The organism is Paucibacter sp. TC2R-5, assembly GCF_025717605.1.
In the GTDB taxonomy this organism is placed as follows: Bacteria; Pseudomonadota; Gammaproteobacteria; order Burkholderiales; family Burkholderiaceae_C; genus Paucibacter_A; species Paucibacter_A albus.
Map to the genome: position 1 here is coordinate 399,107 of NZ_JAJIRQ010000001.1, position 17,795 is coordinate 416,901.

At 61.2% G+C, this 17,795-nt stretch carries 14 protein-coding genes; 8 read left to right on the forward strand and 6 right to left on the reverse strand.

The genetic code is table 11. From position 1 onward, the window contains the following. Positions 1-27 precede the first annotated feature (27 nt). The 4 genes from LNV08_RS01630 to LNV08_RS01645 form a co-directional block, all read right to left on the reverse strand. Positions 28-1,602: an ABC transporter substrate-binding protein gene (locus tag LNV08_RS01630; protein ID WP_263531907.1), complete on the reverse strand. Its 1,575-nt coding sequence runs from the start codon at positions 1,600-1,602 to the stop codon at positions 28-30. 71 nt (positions 1,603-1,673) lie between these two features. Next, on the reverse strand, positions 1,674-3,254 hold the full coding sequence (locus tag LNV08_RS01635) for an ABC transporter substrate-binding protein (RefSeq protein WP_263531908.1): 1,581 nt from the start codon (positions 3,252-3,254) through the stop codon (positions 1,674-1,676). 36 nt (positions 3,255-3,290) lie between these two features. Beyond that, entirely contained in the window at positions 3,291-3,674 is a 384-nt protein-coding gene (locus LNV08_RS01640; protein ID WP_263531909.1) for a hypothetical protein, read from the reverse strand. Positions 3,675-3,697: 23 nt separating this feature from the next. Continuing rightward, positions 3,698-4,540, reverse strand: coding sequence for an isopenicillin N synthase family dioxygenase (locus tag LNV08_RS01645; protein ID WP_263531910.1), 843 nt, complete (start codon positions 4,538-4,540; stop codon positions 3,698-3,700). Between the two features lie 376 nt (positions 4,541-4,916). Here LNV08_RS01645 and LNV08_RS01650 point away from each other — a divergent pair, with 376 nt between their 5' ends. The 5 genes from LNV08_RS01650 (at position 4,917) to LNV08_RS01670 (ending at position 12,562) form a co-directional block, all read left to right on the forward strand. Further along, a complete protein-coding gene (locus LNV08_RS01650) occupies positions 4,917-7,775 on the forward strand; it encodes a 2-oxoglutarate dehydrogenase E1 component (RefSeq protein ID WP_263531911.1) in 2,859 nt (952 codons plus the stop codon). A gap of 105 nt (positions 7,776-7,880) precedes the next feature. Continuing rightward, a complete protein-coding gene (gene odhB, locus LNV08_RS01655; RefSeq protein WP_263531912.1) occupies positions 7,881-9,131 on the forward strand; it encodes a 2-oxoglutarate dehydrogenase complex dihydrolipoyllysine-residue succinyltransferase in 1,251 nt (416 codons plus the stop codon). A gap of 172 nt (positions 9,132-9,303) precedes the next feature. Then, positions 9,304-10,722: a dihydrolipoyl dehydrogenase gene (lpdA, locus tag LNV08_RS01660; protein WP_263531913.1), complete on the forward strand. Its 1,419-nt coding sequence runs from the start codon at positions 9,304-9,306 to the stop codon at positions 10,720-10,722. A 65-nt stretch (positions 10,723-10,787) separates the two neighbouring features. Beyond that, positions 10,788-11,900, forward strand: a complete 1,113-nt coding sequence (gene zapE / locus LNV08_RS01665) for a cell division protein ZapE (RefSeq protein WP_263531914.1) — start codon at positions 10,788-10,790, stop codon at positions 11,898-11,900. After that, positions 11,900-12,562: a hypothetical protein gene (locus tag LNV08_RS01670; RefSeq protein ID WP_263531915.1), complete on the forward strand. Its 663-nt coding sequence runs from the start codon at positions 11,900-11,902 to the stop codon at positions 12,560-12,562. The genes zapE and LNV08_RS01670 overlap by 1 nt, the downstream gene beginning before the upstream one ends. Here LNV08_RS01670 and LNV08_RS01675 read toward each other — a convergent pair whose 3' ends face one another. After that, positions 12,563-13,330 carry a PP2C family protein-serine/threonine phosphatase gene (locus LNV08_RS01675; protein WP_263531916.1) on the reverse strand — a complete coding sequence of 256 codons (768 nt, stop codon included), beginning with the start codon at positions 13,328-13,330 and terminating at the stop codon, positions 12,563-12,565. It abuts the gene before it with no gap. Positions 13,331-13,397: 67 nt separating this feature from the next. Here LNV08_RS01675 and LNV08_RS01680 point away from each other — a divergent pair, with 67 nt between their 5' ends. Continuing rightward, positions 13,398-13,601 carry a YdcH family protein gene (locus tag LNV08_RS01680; RefSeq protein ID WP_263531917.1) on the forward strand — a complete coding sequence of 68 codons (204 nt, stop codon included), beginning with the start codon at positions 13,398-13,400 and terminating at the stop codon, positions 13,599-13,601. Between the two features lie 120 nt (positions 13,602-13,721). Next, on the forward strand, positions 13,722-15,719 hold the full coding sequence (locus LNV08_RS01685) for an ATP-dependent DNA helicase (protein ID WP_263532285.1): 1,998 nt from the start codon (positions 13,722-13,724) through the stop codon (positions 15,717-15,719). Between the two features lie 76 nt (positions 15,720-15,795). On the opposite strand, the gene LNV08_RS01690 is transcribed toward LNV08_RS01685, so the two are convergent. Then, positions 15,796-16,575 (reverse strand): outer membrane protein assembly factor BamD, encoded by a 780-nt coding sequence (locus LNV08_RS01690; RefSeq protein ID WP_263532286.1) that lies wholly within the window; start codon positions 16,573-16,575, stop codon positions 15,796-15,798. A 185-nt stretch (positions 16,576-16,760) separates the two neighbouring features. On the opposite strand from LNV08_RS01690, the gene LNV08_RS01695 reads away from it, so the two are divergent. Then, entirely contained in the window at positions 16,761-17,792 is a 1,032-nt protein-coding gene (locus LNV08_RS01695) for an RluA family pseudouridine synthase (RefSeq protein WP_263531918.1), read from the forward strand. Positions 17,793-17,795 lie beyond the last annotated feature (3 nt).

Genomic DNA, 17,795 nt, shown 5'->3' on the forward strand with positions numbered 1-17,795 from the left:
CGTTCGGGACCGCAAGCATCTTGGCCCTTACTTGATATGGGTGAAGCGCGCTTCGGGCCGGTCGTCCGAGCGGTGTACGGTTTCAACGTTAGCTCGCATGGCCCAGGGCCGCATCTGATGGTGCAGCGGAATGAAGAAGGATTCATCTCGCACGCGCAGCAAGGCCTCTCGGATCAGGGCATTTCGCTTGGCTACATCGGTTTCCGTCTTCATGCTGGCGATCAACTGATCCAACTGCGCGTCGCTCAATCTTGAGTAATTGAAATTTCCATCGGCGCCGCTGGTGCGGGTGTGGGCCAGGCTTTGTAGGGTGAACTGCGCGTCGAAGGTGGCCACCCCCCAGCCCAGCATATAGAGCGGCGCCTCAAAGCGCTGGAAGGTCTGGCTATGTTGCGAGAAGGGCAGGGCGGCCAGGCGCGCCTTGATGCCGATCTTGGCCCACATCGCCACCACGGCCTGGCAGACCTCTTCGTCATTGACGTAGCGGTTGTTCGGGCAGTTCAGCGGCACCTCAAAGCCACTCGCATAGCCGGCCTCGGCCAGCAGCTTTTTGGATCTTTCGATGTCGACCTTGTGCGGCACATCGATATCGGGCGTGTTGCCGTTGACGCCCGGCGCCACCATGATGCCGGCCGGAATCGACAGGCCGCGCATGATGGTGCGCTTGATCGCCTCGCGGTCAATCGCCACGCTCATCGCCTCGCGAACTCTTTTATCCTTGAAGGGGTTCTTGCCCTTGACGCTGGCGCCGGCCAACTCCTCGCTGCCTTGGTCCATCGCGAAGAAGATGGTGCGCACCTCCAGGCCCTCGACCACCTTGAGCTTGGCGTCAAGTTTGAGCTTGGCGACGTCTTGTGTGGGCAGGTCGGTCAGCAGGTCGACATCACCGGACAAGAGCGCTGCCACCCGGGTCGGGTCCGATTTGATTGGGGTGTAGATGACCTCACTGACGTTGCTGGCGTTTTTGGCATCCCACCAGTCCTTGTTGGCCACCATGGTGATTTTCTGATCGGGCTGCCAGCCGGTGATCTTGTAAGCGCCGGTGCCCATGGCGTTGCGCGAGGCGTAGTTGTCTTCCTTGGCCTTGTAGTCCTGCACATTGGTGGTCTTGTTCTTCTCCGCCCAGGCCTTGCTCATGATGCGGAAGTCGATGATGTTGCGCAGCAGGATGGGCGTGGGCGCGTTCAGCATCACATCGATGGTGTGATCGTCGATCTTCTTGATCTCTTTGATGCCGGCCACATAGGTCTGCATCGTGCCTTGCGGCTGGCTGATGCGCCCGAAGGTGAAGATCACGTCATCGGCGGTGAAGGGCGATCCGTCATGGAATTTGACGCCCTTGCGCAAATCAAAACGTACCTGCGTCGGCGAGATATAGGTCCATTTGGTTGCCAGCGCCGGCTCGACCTGGAACTTGTCGTTGTAGCGCGTCAGGCCCTCGTAGGCGTGCATCAGGATGGCAATGGTGGTGGTGTGATTCTGCGAGTGCGGGTCCATGGTCAGAATGTCATTCTGAGCCGCCCAGCGCAGTGGCACAGCGCCAGCGCTGCTAAGGGCCAAGCCCAAAGTGAGGGCCAGTGCCGTGAGTTTGATCTTGTACATAGAGATTCCTTCGCGTGAATGAGAGAAACCACCGCAGGGGTGGTTTCTGGAAATTGCATTGAAGCGTCGGGTTACTTCAGCGTGGTGAAGCGAGCCTGTGGTTTGTCGTCCGCCCGGTGCAGGGTTTCGACATTGCTGCGCATCGCCCACGGGCGCACTTGGTGGTGCACGGGAATGAACAAGTACTCATCGCGCACGCGCAAAAGAGCCTCTCGGATCATGGCGTTGCGCTTGGTGATATCGGTCTCCGTCTTCATTGCTTGCACCAAGGCGTCCACCTTGGCGTCGCTGACGCGTGAGTAGTTGCCTTTGCCGTCGACGCCGGTCGTGCGACTGTGGATCACGTCTTGCAAGGTGTATTGGGCGTCAAAAGTCGTCACGCCCCAGCCGTAGAGGTAGAGCGGGGACTCCATCTTCTGCAAGAGCACCGAATGCTGGGACATGGGCAGCGCGCTCAATTTGGCCTTGATGCCGATCTTGGCCCACATCGCCACCACGGCCTGGCAGATTTCTTCGTCGTTGACGTATCGGTCATTCGGGCAGTTCAGCGGCACTTCAAAACCATCCGGATAGCCGGCTTCGGCCATCAGCTTCTTGGCCTTCTCAAGGTCGACCTTGGGCGGCACGTCGATGTCGGGCGCGTTGCCGTTGACGCCGGGCGCCACCATGATGCCGGCCGGCATGGACAGGCCGCGCATCAGGCTGCGCTTGATCGCTTCGCGGTCGATGGCGGTACTCATCGCTTCACGCACGCGTTTGTCCTTGAACGGGTTCTTGCCCTTGACGCTGGCGCCGCGCAACTCGTCGCTGCCCTCGTCCATGGCAAAGAAAATGGTGCGATTCTCGAGGCCGTCCAGCACCTTGAGCTTGGGGTCGGCCTTGAGTTTGGCCACATCCTGCGTCGGCAGGTCGGTCAGCAGGTCCACATCACCGCTCAGCAGGGCCGCCACGCGGGTGGCGTCGCTCTTGATCGGCGTATAGCTGATCTCGGTCACATTGCCCTTGTTGGTGTCCCACCAATCCTTGTTGGCGACCATGCTGATCTTTTGATCGGGCTGCCAGCTGGTGATTTTGTAGGGGCCGGTGCCCATCGCATTGCGGGAAGCAAAAGTGTCTTCCTTGGCCTTGTAGTCCTGCGGATTGACTGATTTATTCTTCTCCGCCCAAGCCTTGCTCATGATGCGGAAGTCGGTCAGGTTGCGCAGCAGCACCGGGCTAGGGCCGTCGAGTATCAGGTCGACCGTGTAGTCATCGACCTTTTTGATCTCCTTGATGCCGGCCACAAAAATCTGGTTATTGGCCTGCGGCTGCTTGATGCGGCCGAAGGAGAACACCACATCGTCGGCAGTGAAGGGCGTACCGTCGTGAAACTTCACACCGCGGCGCAGATCAAAACGAATTTGCGTTGGGCTGATAGCGGTCCACTTGGTCGCCAGTGAGGGCTCGGGCTGAAATTTCTCGTTATAACGCGTCAGCCCTTCGTAGGCATAGGCATTGATGCCATTGGTGGTCGCGTGGTTCTGCGAATGAGGGTCCAGCGTCTGGATGTCATTCTGAGCGGCCCAGCGCAGCGGCACGGCATGCGCTGTGCTGGCAGCCAAGCCAAGCGCCACGGCCGTCGCGGCCAAAGACTTCAGTTTGAACTTAAGCATCTTGATTCCACTCATAAGTTACGAATGGGAGTGATGCTAGCCCTCTGATTCGCCTTCTACTCTAGTGGCTTGCCCGAGTTGCGGCTGGCCGCTAACTTGCAGGTTCGAGTCACAACCGATGCCGGCCGCGATCCAGCGCGCGCTGATTCGAGTCAGCAGCATGGACAAACGGCCCGTCGCGGCACCGCGCCAACCCAGTACCTGCAGCGGCGCAATCAGCATGCCGCAGACATAACGCCGTTCGGAGTCTGACCATTGCAAGGCTCTGCAGGCTCCGCGCAAGCGTCGGCTGACCAGCATGCCGATCGGGCAGGGCGCACTCAGGCAGCAAACGCCGCAGCCATTGCAAGGCGCGCCTTCGGCCGGCTTGGCTGGGGCGGCCGGGTGGATATGAATGACTTGATGTGGCTGCTCAGGCATCCGTCCACTGTAGCGCTCTGGGCTCAGGTCTTGACGCCGAGCTCGCGTAGCCGCTCTTGCAAATACTCGTCTGCGGTGTAGCGGTCGGACAGCACCACTTCGTTGCGAGGATGGAGGAACAGCGGCAGGGAAATGCGGCTGCGCTTGGCGCCTTCGCCGCTGGGGTTGACCACGCGGTGCTGGGTCGAGGGGTAATAGCCTTGTGAGGCTTCTTCCAGCATGTCGCCGATATTGATGATCAGCATGCCGAAATCGCAGGGCACGTCGAACCAGGCGCCGTCCCGTCCCTGCACCTGCAAACCCGGCTCATTGGCGGCCGGCAGAATCGTCAGCAGATTGATGTCGCCATGCGCCGCGGCCCGCAAGGCGCCCGCCGGCTCTTGGCCCGTCAGAGGCGGGTAGCGCAGCACGCGCAAAAGGGTCAGCTTGCTGTCCTTGATCATGTCGGACAGCGGCTCGCGGTAATGTTGGGCAATCTCTGCCGGGGTAAAGCGCTCGACCCAAGACAAGAGTTCTTGCGCCAGACCATTGGCCTGCTCGAAGTAGGCCTGAGCCTGCGCCCGCAATTCCGACGGCGCCCTGCCCCAGGGGTAGTAGTGGAAGTACTCCTTGATGTCCTTCAGCGCTGCGCCCTTGGCGGTCTCCGACGTGTCGGTGGAGAAGTAGCCATCCTGCGTTTCCTTTGAAAAAGCGAACTGCTGCTTTTCATTGGAGTTAAAAAAGCTTAGCCAATCGGCATAGATTTTTTCGACCAGCGCTTGCTGAATCGGGTGATTGACGAGGACGCCGAAGCCAGTCTCGTGCAGCGAGCGGGTGAATTGCTCGGCCGCATCGGCGGCCCGGTAGTCGACAACCTGTACTTGCATGGGATCTCCTGTGTGTCCCGACGCCGAGCCATTCAATCGCGGGGCAGGGCGTTCGGCCGCAAGTCTAGGGCAAGCGGGGCGACTTCGCAAACGTTTGCATTGGTCGCTTGGAAAACCGCGCTCTGGCTTGAATTGGCATGACAGGCTTCAGATGCTGAGACTATTTACCGATAAGGGCAGGAGTCCGAGGCCTTGACTTTGCATTGTCATCAGCAGCAACGGTGATAAAGTCCGCCCCTTGAGACTAATGGTCCTTCCCGTCCCCTTGGCTGGCAACAGCTTCGGTGGGTCGCAATCCGCCAACCGGTAGAGCCGTGCCGCGGAAGGTTTTTTTTAACCAGCCAGATTCCCGGAAGCCGGGTTAGAGGTGAGCGAGATGATGCAGCAACACAGGTCCAATTCCTACCTGTTCGGGGGCAATGCGCCCTATGTAGAAGAGATGTACGAGGCCTACCTCGACAACCCGGCCTCGGTGTCCGACACCTGGCGCACCTATTTTGATGCGCTCCAGCATGTGCCCGCCACCGACGGCAGCGATGCCCGGGATGTTGCGCATGCACCGGTGATCGAATCCTTCGCGCAACGCGCCAAGGCCAACGCCTTCGGCAACAAGGCCTCCAGCGCCGATCTGGCCGTCGCCCGCAAGCAGGTCCATGTGCAGTCGCTGATTGCCGCCTACCGCAATGTCGGTTCGCGCTGGGCCGATCTGGATCCGCTGCAGCGCACCGAGCGCCCGCGCATTCCGGAACTGGAAACCTCGTTCTATGACCTGACCGAGTCCGATATGGACATCCCGTTCAGCGCCACGAACACCTATTTCTCCACGGCCGAGAACATGACCCTGCGCCAGATCGTGCAGGCCTTGCGTGAGACCTACTGCGGCAGCATTGGCGCCGAGTACATGCACACCACCGACCAGACCGAGAAGCGCTGGTGGCAAGAGCGCTTGGAAGCGATCCGCTCCAAGCCCAGTTTCACGCCCGAGAAGAAGAAGCACATCCTCGGCCGTCTGACCGCCGCCGAAGGACTGGAGCGTTACCTGCACACCAAGTACGTCGGCCAGAAGCGTTTCTCGCTCGAAGGCGGCGAGAGCTTCATCGCGGCGATGGACGAGTTGGTGCAAGGTGGCGGTGCGTCCGGCGTGCAAGAAATCGTCATCGGCATGGCCCACCGTGGCCGCCTCAATGTGCTGGTCAACACGCTGGGCAAGATGCCCAAGGACTTGTTCGACGAGTTCGAGCACAAGGCCCCTGAAGACCTGCCGGCCGGTGACGTCAAGTACCACCAAGGCTTCTCCAGCGATGTGACCAGCCCCGGCGGCCCGATTCACCTGACGCTGTCCTTCAACCCCTCGCACCTGGAGATCGTCAACCCGGTGGTTGAGGGTTCGGTCAAGGCCCGTATGGACCGCCGTGGCGACAAGACCGGCGCGCAAGTGTTGCCGGTGCTGGTGCACGGCGACGCGGCTTTTGCCGGTCAGGGCGTCGTGATGGAAACGCTGGTGCTGGCACAAACGCGCGGTTATTACACCGGCGGCACGGTGCACATCGTCATCAACAACCAGATCGGTTTCACCACTTCCGACCCACGCGACAGCCGCTCAACGCTGTATTGCACCGACGTCGTCAAGATGATCGAGGCACCGGTCTTGCATGTGAACGCTGACGATCCGGAAGCTGTGGTGTTGTGTACGCAGCTGGCGCTGGAGTATCGCCAGCAGTTCAAGAAAGATGTTGTCGTTGACATCATCTGCTACCGCAAGCTGGGCCATAACGAGCAAGATACACCGGCGCTGACCCAGCCGCTGATGTACAAGAAGATTGCTCAGCATCCCGGTACCCGCAAGCTCTACGGCGACAAGTTGATCGCCCAAGGCGTGCTGACCGCGAGCGGCCCGGACGATATGTTCAAGGCCTATCGCGCTGCGATGGACGAAGGCCGTCACACGGTTGACCCGGTCCTGACCAACTTCAAGAGCAAGTACGCGACCGACTGGTCACCGTACCTGGGCAAGAAGTGGACCGACAGCTGCGACACTGCGCTGCCTATGGCCGAGTTCAAGCGTCTGGCCGAACGCATAACCACAGTGCCCGGGACCTTCAAGGTGCACTCGCTGGTCGAGAAGGTTTTGGCCGACCGCGCCGCCATGGGCCGCGGCGAGATCAATGTCGACTGGGGCATGGGCGAGCACATGGCTTTCGCGTCGCTGGTGGCCAGCGGCTACCCGGTGCGTTTGTCGGGTGAAGATTGCGGCCGTGGCACTTTTGTCCACCGTCACGCCGTGCTGCACGACCAGAATCGTGAGAAGTGGGATTCGGGCACCTATGTGCCGCTGCAAAACGTAGGCGAAGGTCAGGCACCGTTTGTCGTCATCGACTCGCTCTTGTCCGAAGAAGCGGTGCTTGGCTTTGAGTACGGTTACGCCTCGGCCGACCCCGTCACCTTGACGATCTGGGAGGCCCAGTTCGGCGACTTCGTCAACGGCGCGCAGGTCGTGATCGACCAGTTCATCGCCTCCGGTGAAGTCAAGTGGGGTCGTTCTAACGGCCTGACCTTGATGTTGCCGCATGGCTATGAAGGCCAAGGCCCTGAGCACAGCTCGGCCCGCTTGGAGCGCTTCATGCAATTGGCCGCCGACAACAATATGCAGATCGTGCAGCCGACTTCGGCCTCGCAGATATTCCATGTTTTGCGTCGCCAGCAACTGCGCATGTTCCGCAAGCCGCTGATCATCTTGACGCCCAAGTCGCTGCTGCGTAACAAGGATGCGACTTCGCCGATCACCGAATTCACCAAGGGTGATTTCAAGACCGTCATCGGTGAGCGCGACACCACGATCGATGCAGCCAAGGTCAAGCGCGTGGTCGCTTGCTCGGGCAAGGTCTATTACGACCTGGTCAAGTCACGCGCCGACCGCAAGGCGACGGACGTTGCTTTGATTCGCGTTGAGCAGCTCTATCCCTTCCCGCACAAGGCCTTTGCCGCTGAGCTGAAGAAGTATCCCAACTTGGCCGAGATCGTCTGGTGCCAGGACGAGCCGCAAAACCAGGGCTCATGGTTCTTTGTCCAGCACTATGTGCACGAAAACATGGTCGATGGCCAGAAGCTCGGCTATGCCGGCCGCCCGGCCTCGGCTTCGCCGGCCTGCGGTTATGCGCACCTGCATCAGGAGCAGCAAAAGGCGCTGCTGGATCAGGCCTTCGGCAAGCTCAAGGGCTTCATCCTCACCAAGTAAGGCTATGCCGGTCGCCTGTGGCGCCGTCATAGCTCCGGCTGTTGGAGCGGACTCATAGAGCCGCTCAACAGCCGGATGTATACAAAAAACACGAAAGACAAAATCATGGCCATCGTAGAAGTCAAAGTCCCCCAGCTGTCCGAATCCGTCGCTGACGGTACCTTGCTGACCTGGAAGAAGAAGCCCGGCGAAGCCGTTGCCATTGACGAAATCCTGGTTGAAATCGAGACCGACAAGGTCGTGTTGGAAGTGCCAGCGCCTAGCGCCGGCGTGATGGCCGAAATCGTCCGCAATGACGGCTCCAGCGTCGTCAGCGAAGAAGTCATTGCACGCATCGACTCCGAAGGCAAGGCCGGCGCCGCCGCTCCTGCCGCTGCCGCCGCCCCAGTTGCTGCTGCTCCTGCTGCTCCTGCTGCTGTGGCTGCTGTAGCAGCAGGCAAGGGCGATGTCGCCATGCCCGCCGCTGCCAAGCTGCTGGCCGAAGCCGGCATGAGCGCCAGCGCCGTTGCCGGCACCGGCAAGGATGGCCGCGTCACCAAGGGTGATGTGTTGGCCGCCAAGACTGCGGTGCCTGCACCGGTGGCCGTTGCCGTAGCTGCAGCTGTGGCCAAGCCGCTGCCGGCCGTGGCAGCGCCTGCCGCCATCAATCTGGGCGATCGCCCCGAGCAGCGCGTGCCCATGAGCCGCCTGCGCGCGCGCGTGGCCGAGCGCCTGCTGCAATCGCAAGCCACCAACGCCATCCTGACCACGTTCAACGAAGTGAACATGGCGCCGCTGATGGAGATGCGCAAGAAGTTCCAGGAAAAGTTCGAGAAAGAGCATGGCGTCAAGCTCGGCTTCATGAGCTTCTTCGTCAAGGCCGCGGTCGCCGCCTTGAAGAAGTTCCCGGTCCTGAACGCCTCGGTGGACGGCAATGACATCGTCTATCACGGCTATTTCGACATCGGCATCGCTGTCGGCTCGCCGCGCGGCCTGGTCGTGCCGGTGATCCGCAATGCGGACCAGATGAGCTTTGCCGACATCGAGAAGAAGATCGCCGAGTTCGGCCAGAAGGCCAAGGAAGGCAAGATCTCGCTGGACGATCTGACCGGCGGCACCTTCTCGATCTCCAACGGCGGCACCTTCGGCTCGATGCTGTCGACCCCCATCATCAACCCGCCTCAGTCGGCCATTCTGGGCGTGCATGCGACCAAGGACCGCGCCGTGGTCGAGAACGGTCAAGTGGTGGTGCGCCCGATCAACTACCTGGCCATGTCTTATGACCACCGCATCATTGACGGCCGCGAAGCCGTCTTGGGCTTGGTCACGATGAAGGATGCCCTCGAAGACCCGGCCCGCTTGTTGTTCGACATTTAAGTCAGCGCAGCGATGGACATGGTTCGGGAATGGCTGGGCGTTTTGATGGGCCAGGTGTTCTTGGACGGTCTGATCTATCTGGTGCTCGCCCTCCTGGGCGGTGCCGGATTCGGTATTTTTGGCATGTTAGGCGGGGCAAACCGCCGCAGCGCCACTACGAGAGAGTCAATACATGAGTAAGCAATTCGATGTCTTCGTCATCGGCGGCGGCCCCGGCGGCTATATCGCGGCGATCCGCGCGGCGCAACTCGGCTTCAATGTCGCCTGCGTCGACGAGTGGAAGAACGAGAAGGGCGGCCCTGCGCCCGGCGGCACTTGCACCAATGTCGGCTGCATTCCGTCCAAGGCCTTGCTGCAGTCATCTGAGCATTTCGACCACGCCAACCACCACTTTGCCGAACACGGCATCTCGGCCGACAACGTCAAGATGGACGTGGCCAAGATGCTGGCGCGCAAGGACATGGTCGTCAAGCAGAACAACGACGGCATCTTGTATCTGTTCAAGAAGAACAAGGTCACGTTCTTCCACGGTCGCGGCTCTTTTGTCGGCGCCAAGGACGGCTTGTATGAGCTCAAGGCCGGCGAGGAAACCGTGCTGGCCAAGCATGTGATTCTGGCCACCGGCTCGAATGCTCGTCAGTTGCCGGGTGCCGCTTTTGATGAAGAGATGATTCTCTCCAACGATGGCGCGCTGCGCATCGGCGCGGTGCCGAAGAAGTTGGGCGTTATCGGCTCCGGCGTGATCGGCCTGGAAATGGGTTCGGTCTGGCGCCGTCTGGGTGCCGACGTGACGGTGCTGGAAGGTCTGCCGACCTTCCTCGGCGCGGTCGACGAAGGTGTGGCCAAGGAAGCCGCCAAGCTGTTCAAGAAGCAAGGTCTCAAAATTGAGCTGGGCGTCAAGATCGGCGAGGTCAAGGCCACGAAGAAGAGCGTTAGCGTTTCCTACACGGACGCCAAGGGCGCCGAGCAGAAGGCCGAGTTCGACAAGCTGATCATCTCGATCGGCCGCGTCGCCAACACCATCGGCCTGAACGCTGAGGCGGTTGGCCTGAAGCTGGACGAGCGCGGCGCCATCGAGGTGGACGGTGACTGCAAAACCAATCTGGCCAATGTCTGGGCGGTCGGTGATGTGGTGCGCGGCCCGATGCTGGCGCATAAGGCCGAAGAAGAGGGCGTTGCCGTGGCCGAGCGTATTGCCGGCCAACATGGCCATGTCAACTTCAACACCATCCCTTGGGTGATCTACACCAGCCCCGAGATTGCCTGGGTGGGCCGCACCGAGCAGCAGCTCAAAGCAGACGGCGTGGCCTACAAAGCGGGGCAGTTCCCCTTCATGGCCAATGGCCGCGCGCGTGCTTTGGGTGACACCAATGGTTTCGTCAAGTTCCTGGCCGATGCCACGACCGACGAGATCCTGGGCGTGCACATCATCGGCCCTTTCGCTTCCGAGTTGATCTCGGAAGCGGTGGTTGCGATGGAGTTCAAGGCTTCGGCCGAGGACATCGCTCGCATCTGCCACGCCCATCCTTCGCTGTCCGAAGCGACCAAGGAAGCGGCGCTGGCAGTTGACAAGCGCACGCTGAATTTCTGATTCGAGTTTGATGTGTTGAACGAGAAGGGGCGGCGGGTGTCGCCCCTTTTCATTGGAAATTAGGCATGACGTCCCCCGAGACCACCGTTACCGAGCTTTACCAGCAGACCCTCGCCGAACGCGGCTTCAAAGCCGACCCTGCGCAGCTGCGTGCGGTCGCTGCTTTGCAGCGCTGCCAGAACGAATGGGCCGATTACAAGGCGCGCCGCGGCAATGTCGTGACCAAAATGCTGGTGCGCCCGCCCTTGCCACGCGGCGTCTATATGTACGGCGGTGTCGGGCGGGGAAAGAGCTTTCTGATGGACTGCTTTTTCCAGGCCGTGCCGCTGACGCGCAAGACCCGGCTGCACTTCCATGAGTTCATGCGCGAGGTGCACCGCGAGTTGCATGAACTCAAGGGCATTGCCGATCCACTGGATGAATTGGGCAAGCGCATTGCCAAGCGATTCCGGCTGATCTGCTTTGACGAATTCCATGTCTCTGATGTGACCGATGCGATGATTCTTCATCGCTTGTTGGACGCTCTGTTCCGCAATCGCGTCAGCATCGTCACGACCTCCAACTTCATGCCGGATGGGCTCTATCCCAACGGCCTGCACCGCGACCGCATCTTGCCGGCGATCGCGCTGCTCAACGAGAAGCTCGAAGTCATCAATGTTGACAACGGCTTCGATTACCGCAGCCGCACGCTCGATCAGGTGGAGCTGTATCACTGCCCCCTCGACGAGACGGCCGACAAGGCCTTGAACACGGCGTTTGAGGCCTTAGCCGAGGCGCGCGACGAAGACCCCGATCTGCATATCGAGCAGCGGCTGCTGCGCGCCAGGCGCCGCGCCGGCGGGGTCGTGTGGTTCGATTTCTCCACCCTATGCGGCGGGCCGCGCTCGCAGAACGACTACCTGGAGTTGGCGACCCAGTTTCACACGCTTCTTCTCAGCAATGTGCCGGAGATGCCGCCGCGTTTGTCAAGCGAGGCGCGCCGCTTCACTTGGCTGATCGACGTGCTCTATGACAGGCGGGTCAAGCTGGTGATGTCGGCTGCCGTGGCGCCCGAGGCGCTCTATACCGAAGGGCCTTTGGCGCATGAGTTTCCGCGCACCGTTTCGCGTTTGCAGGAGATGCAGTCGTCCGAATATTTGGCGCTGGCGCGACGCGATGTCGACACCAGCTTGACGTGATGGGCCACCGACTTATGCGCGGCTATTCATCATGGGCGTTCTTTTTGCTGATGGGATCGGCGGCGGCCCAGGATGATCGCGCCGAGCTGATCACACTGAACGAGCAACGCGCCGTCATCGAAGCGCAGTTCAAGGCTGAGAGTGAAAGATGCGCAGGCCGCTTTTTCGTCAACGCCTGCCTAGATGATGCCAAGCTGCGCCGCAGTGCCGGCTTGAAGCCCCTGCAAGACCGCGAAGCGGTGCTGGACGCCAATGAGCGGCGTGCGCGGGCAGAGGCACAGCGCGTGCGCGTGGCCGAGCGCGAGCGTGAATTTGCTGCTGCCGAAGGGCGCCACCGAACCGAGCAGCTCTTGGCGCCGCAAGTCGCACCCGCACCGCCTGCCGCCAAGGCCAAAGCAGCAACCCCGGCCAAGCCCGGTGCACAAAGCCCGGCCACGACGCAGCAGGCCAAGCAGGCGCTTGAGCGTGAAGCGGCGCAGCGTCGGCAGCTGCAAAAGGCTGATTATTTGGCGGAGCAAGAGGCCAGGCAAAAGGCCGCTGAACGGCGGCAAGTGCTCAGGGACGAGAAGCTCAAGGGCAAGAAGCAACCGATAGCCTTGCCAATCCCCAGCGCCGCCGAGATTGAGGCCGCCTCCAGCGCGCCGCCCCCAATCAAACGTTGATCAGCTCAGCGCCTGTACCCGCACGATCGCCAGCGATAAATTGTCGCCGCCGCCACGGGCGCGTTGCCTGGCCTTGCTGATCAGCAACTCCGCCGCCTCGCGTGGCGGCAGGGTGTGCAGCACGACGCCCAATTCGCTGGGCGTGAAGAAGTGCCAGAGACCATCGCTGCAGCAAACAAGCGTGTCGCCGTCCTCGAGCCCCTCAATACACTCGCTGCTGCCGACGGGGTCTTGCACGGTGCCCAAGCAGCCGGTCAGCAGATTCGACTGTGGATGCACCGAAGCCTCGGCCTCAGTGATTTCGCCTTTATCAACCAGACCCTGCACAAAGGAATGGTCAAGCGTGCGCTTGAGCATATTGGGGCCGCGGAACAGATAGATGCGCGAGTCGCCGGAGTGAATCCAGTGGCAGCGCCGGTCCGCCGTGATCATGAAGGCTGCAAGCGTGCTGTGCGGCTCCTCCTCGGCCGATAGGGCGGTCAGCTTGATCATCAGGTGGGCCTCGGAGAGGATTTGCTTGAGCAATTCTTCCTCTGACTCCTGGCCGGGTACAAAACGCTCGAACAATTGCTGGCTGGTCAGCAATACCTGGTCGGCAGCCTTTCGCCCGCCGCTTTTGCCCCCCATGCCGTCAGCGACGACCGCTAGCAGGCAGGCGCTGTTGTGAGGGTGGAGGATCACCTCGACTTGGTCTTGTTGGTATTGACGGTCGCCCCGGTGGGTACCGGTGGCGGCGCTCAGGCGAAAGCCCGGGGGGGTGCGAGTCATGGCGAGGCCTGAAGTTCCTCAAAACTATAATCGCTAATCAACTGCACATCTGCCTGGCCGGGCCCTTATGGATGAACAACTTCACTCTCTGTCGCGACGTCTGATCGAATTGCGCATGGAGCATGCCGATTTGGATGTTTTGATAGACCGTGTGGCTTTGGAGCAGCCTTTGGATGAGTTGAGTTTGCGGCGCCTGAAAAAGCGTCGTCTGGGCCTGCGCGACTTGATCGTGCGCATCGAGCAGGCTTGCGATCCCGATGAGCTGGCTTGAAGAGTTCCTTCTTTTGATTTCGTTTGATTTGACGCTACTTTGACGCGACCTTCCCCGCCCACGCTAGATGACTCCTTTGATGAGGCCTTTGGCGATGCCATCCACGAGCCCGAGGAGGAGGTGCAAACGCCCGCCGTCAGCGAGTTGGAGCAATGGGTAGCCGCCGCCTTTGATGAGGGTGGGCCGCTGGCGCGCAGTGATGCCGGCTACAAGCCGCGCGAACAGCAACTGGCGATGAGCCAGGCGGTCGCCCGCGCGATTGCGCGCCGCGAAACCTTGGTGGTGGAGGCCGGCACCGGCGTCGGCAAGACCTTTGCGTACCTGGTGCCGGCGCTGCTGTCGGGCGGGCGCGCCTTGATCAGCACCGCGACCAAGAATTTGCAGGATCAGCTCTTTATGCGCGATCTGCCGCGCCTGTGCGAGGCCTTGCAGATGCCGGTGCGAATTGCGCTGCTCAAAGGGCGCAGCAGCTATCTGTGCATTCACCGCATGAACCAGGCACGCTACAGCAGCGAACTGCCGGATCGGCGCGCGGTGATGGCGCTCTCAAGGATCGAGATCTGGGCGCAGCAAACCAAGAGCGGCGACTTGGCCGAAATGGACGGCATGGACGAGCGCTCGCCGGTGATTCCGCTCGTGAGCTCCACACGCGAAAATTGCCTTGGCAGCGAGTGCCCGGAGTTTCGTGCTTGCTATGTAGTGAAAGCGCGGCGCGAGGCAATGGAGGCCGATGTGGTGGTCGTCAATCACCATCTGTTCTTCGCCGACATGACCTTGCGCGACACCGGTGTGGCCGAGCTCTTGCCCAGCGTTGACCTGGCGGTGTTTGACGAGGCGCACCAACTGGCTGAGGCCGGTGTGCAGTTTCTGGGTCAGATGTTGGGCACGGCACAGTTGCTCGATTTCGGCCGTGATGTGCTGGGCCTGGGGCTGGCCCAAGCGCGTGGCTTGCAGGATTGGCAGGGCTTGCAGTTGCGCATCGAGCGCGCCGCGCGTGAGTTACGCCTGGTTTGCGCGGGGCCCTTGGCGGCCAATGGCCGCGAAGTCCGCGGCATGCTCAAGCTCGCTTGGGTCGAGCGCGCCGGCCGGCCGGGCTTTGATGTAGCGCTGGCCGACGTCAGCGCAGCGGCCGAGTTGGCCATCGAGATGCTGGCGACCGTCATGGACAGCTCGCCCGACTTTGTGCGCTTACACGAGCGGGCGGTTGAGTTGCGCTCGTTGGCCGAGGTTTTCGCCTCCGAACCCGAGGCGGCCGATGTGCGCTGGATAGACCTGACGCCCCATCAGGCGCGCTTGATCGAGTCGCCCTTGGATATTCGCGAAGCGATGATTGAGCAATTGGCTCGAGCGCCCAAGGCCTGGATCTTCACCTCGGCCACGCTCGGGGACGACGAGCGCCTCACTTGGTTCACCGAGCCGGCCGGGCTGGATGATGCGACCGTGCTGCGGGTCGGCAGCCCGTTCAATTATGCGGACAACGCCAGGCTCTACATCCCGCGCAACTTCCCCAAGCCCAGCGAGCCCGAGCATGGCGCCGAGGTCGCAGCATTGGCCGCCCGCTGCGCGCGCGCTTTGGGTGGGCGGACCTTTGTGCTAACGACCACTTTGCGCGCATTGCAAAACATTGGTGACGGTTTGCGCCGAGAGTTCGAAGCCGGTGGTGACAGCTTGATGGTTTTGCAGCAAGGTGCCGCACCCAAGCGCGTGCTCTTGCAGCAGTTCATCGATGACCCGCGTGCGGTCTTGGTCGGATCGGCCAGTTTTTGGGAGGGCATCGACGTGCCCGGCGATACGCTGCAATGCGTGTTGATCGATAAATTGCCGTTTCCGCCGCCCAATGATCCGCTGGTTGAGGCGAGGGTCAAACGGCTGGAGGCGGCCGGGCGCAATGCCTTTGCACATTACTTCATTGCCGAGGCCGCGATTGCGCTCAAGCAAGGCGGCGGGCGCCTCATTCGCACCGAGCAAGACAAGGGTTTGCTGGTTGTTTGTGACCCGCGTATGGCGGGCATGAACTACGGTCGGCGTTTGCGAGAGGCGCTGCCGCCCATGACACGCTTGGCCGAGGAGGCCGAGGCACTGGCGTGGTTGGCCCTGCTGGCCGAGGAGCGAAACTAGGGCTAGATCAGGCCAAAAAAAAGCGCGTGTTAGACACGCGCTTTTCAGTCAGCTGGCAGATCTCAGTTGCCGGCGTTCACCAAAGTTTCCACCAGGCCTTGTCGGCATTGGCGCCGCCGGTGGCGTAGATGCCGTTCGGAAAACTCTGTTGCAAGACCCGTTGGGCGTCATCGCGCAGTGGGCGCAGGCCGAGCTTGTCGTAGCTCTGGGTCATCAGATAGAGCGCTTCTTCAACGGCAGGTGCGGTCTGGAATTCCTGCACCGCGCGCTGGGCCCGATTGGCCGCTGCGACATAGGCGCCACGGTTGAAGTAATAGCGTGCGACATGTACTTCGTACTTGGCCAAGGTATTGGTGATGTAGTCCACCCGGACGCGTGAGTCGGGCGCGTACTTGGAGTCAGGGAACTGCTCGATTACCTGCCTGAAAGCGAGCAGGGCATCGCGTGCGGCTTGTTGATCGCGCTCCGAAATGTCCTGGCTTGCGATGCGACCAAACAGGCCCAGATCTTCATTGAAGTTGACCAGGCCCTTCATGTAGATCGCATAGTCCAGCGCCGGGCTGGAGGGGTTGAGTTTGATGAAGCGCTCCAGCGTGGTGACAGCCTGCGCACGCTCGCCTGAGCGGTGGTAGGCCCAGGCCAAATCGAGCTGCGCTTGCTGGCCCAGCAAGGTGCCTGCGGCGCGTCCCTCGACCTTTTCCAGCGTCTTGATCGCGCGGTCAAAACTGCCCGAGGCCATGTCTTCCTTGGCCTCTGCGTACAATTTGTCCAAATTGGCTTGCGAGTTCGGATCATCTTTCGGGTCCGAGGAGCAGGCTGCGAGCGTCATCGCCAACAGACCAGCCGCACAAAGCAGCCAGCCGGAGGGGCGGTGCGAAGCCTTGTTGGGCGAACCCGGGGTCGAGGCTGAGGCAGCCGACCCTTGCAACTGTGCCAGCTTTGACAGCTGTGACGGGTGGCTTTCCACGCAATTTTCTATCATGATCCCTACAGGGCGGTGCAGATCACCAGCCCTTACTCTGAAGACGGAGCTTTGATTATATGGTTCAGGCCCTGCCTGCAAGTGAGCCCACCGCCCTGACGGCCGGCGAGGACGAATGGGATGCCGAACAAACCGGCATTGCGGATGAGGTCGAAGCGCGCGAGGCGCAAGTTGATGCCACTTGGCACAACCAAAGACTGGATCGTTTTCTGGTGCAAATCGCTCCCGAGTTTTCACGCAATCACCTGCAAAGCTTGATTGATGTGGGCTGCGTCAAGATCAACGGTTTGGCGGCCAGCAGCGCTTCGCGCAAGCTGCACGCCGGCCAAAACGTGCGCATCGAGTTGCAGCCGACGGCCGAGAGCCGCGCCTTCAAGGCGGAAGTGCTGCCCTTGGACATCGTCTATGAGGACGAGCATGTGCTGGTGCTCAACAAGGCCGCTGGCATGGTGGTCCATCCGGCCTCCGGCAATTGGTCCGGCACGGTCATGAATGGCTTGTTGGCCCATCACCCCGCTGCAGCTGCCTTGCCGCGCGCCGGCATCGTGCACCGTTTGGACAAAGACACAACCGGCTTGATGATGGTGGGCAAGAGTCGCGAAGCGGTGACGGCCTTGACAAGAATGATCGCTGCGCGTGAGGTGCACCGGGAATATTTGGCGCTGGTGTTTGGCCGAGTGCCCGAGCAAATGGAAATCAATGCGCCGATTCGCCGCGACCTGATCTCACGCGTCAAGATGGCGGTGCTGGCCACCGGCAAACCCTCGCGCACCGACGTCTATGCCTTGGGCGTGGGCGAGGAGGGGGTGCGCAGCATCACTGCGGTTCATTGCGTGCTGCACAGCGGGCGCACGCATCAGATTCGCGTGCACTTGGCCTACAAGGGTTATCCGCTGGTGGCGGATGCCTTGTACGGTGGCGTGCCGGCTTTGGGCATGACAAGGCAGGCTTTGCACGCAGCCAGGCTCGGGTTTACCCACCCTGTCAGCGGTGAAGCCTTGCAATTTGATGCATCTTTGCCACAAGATTTGGCATCTGCATGGGCTTTACTCGGGCTTGCAGAACCCGAATGGCCAAGTTCGACGTCCTGAGGG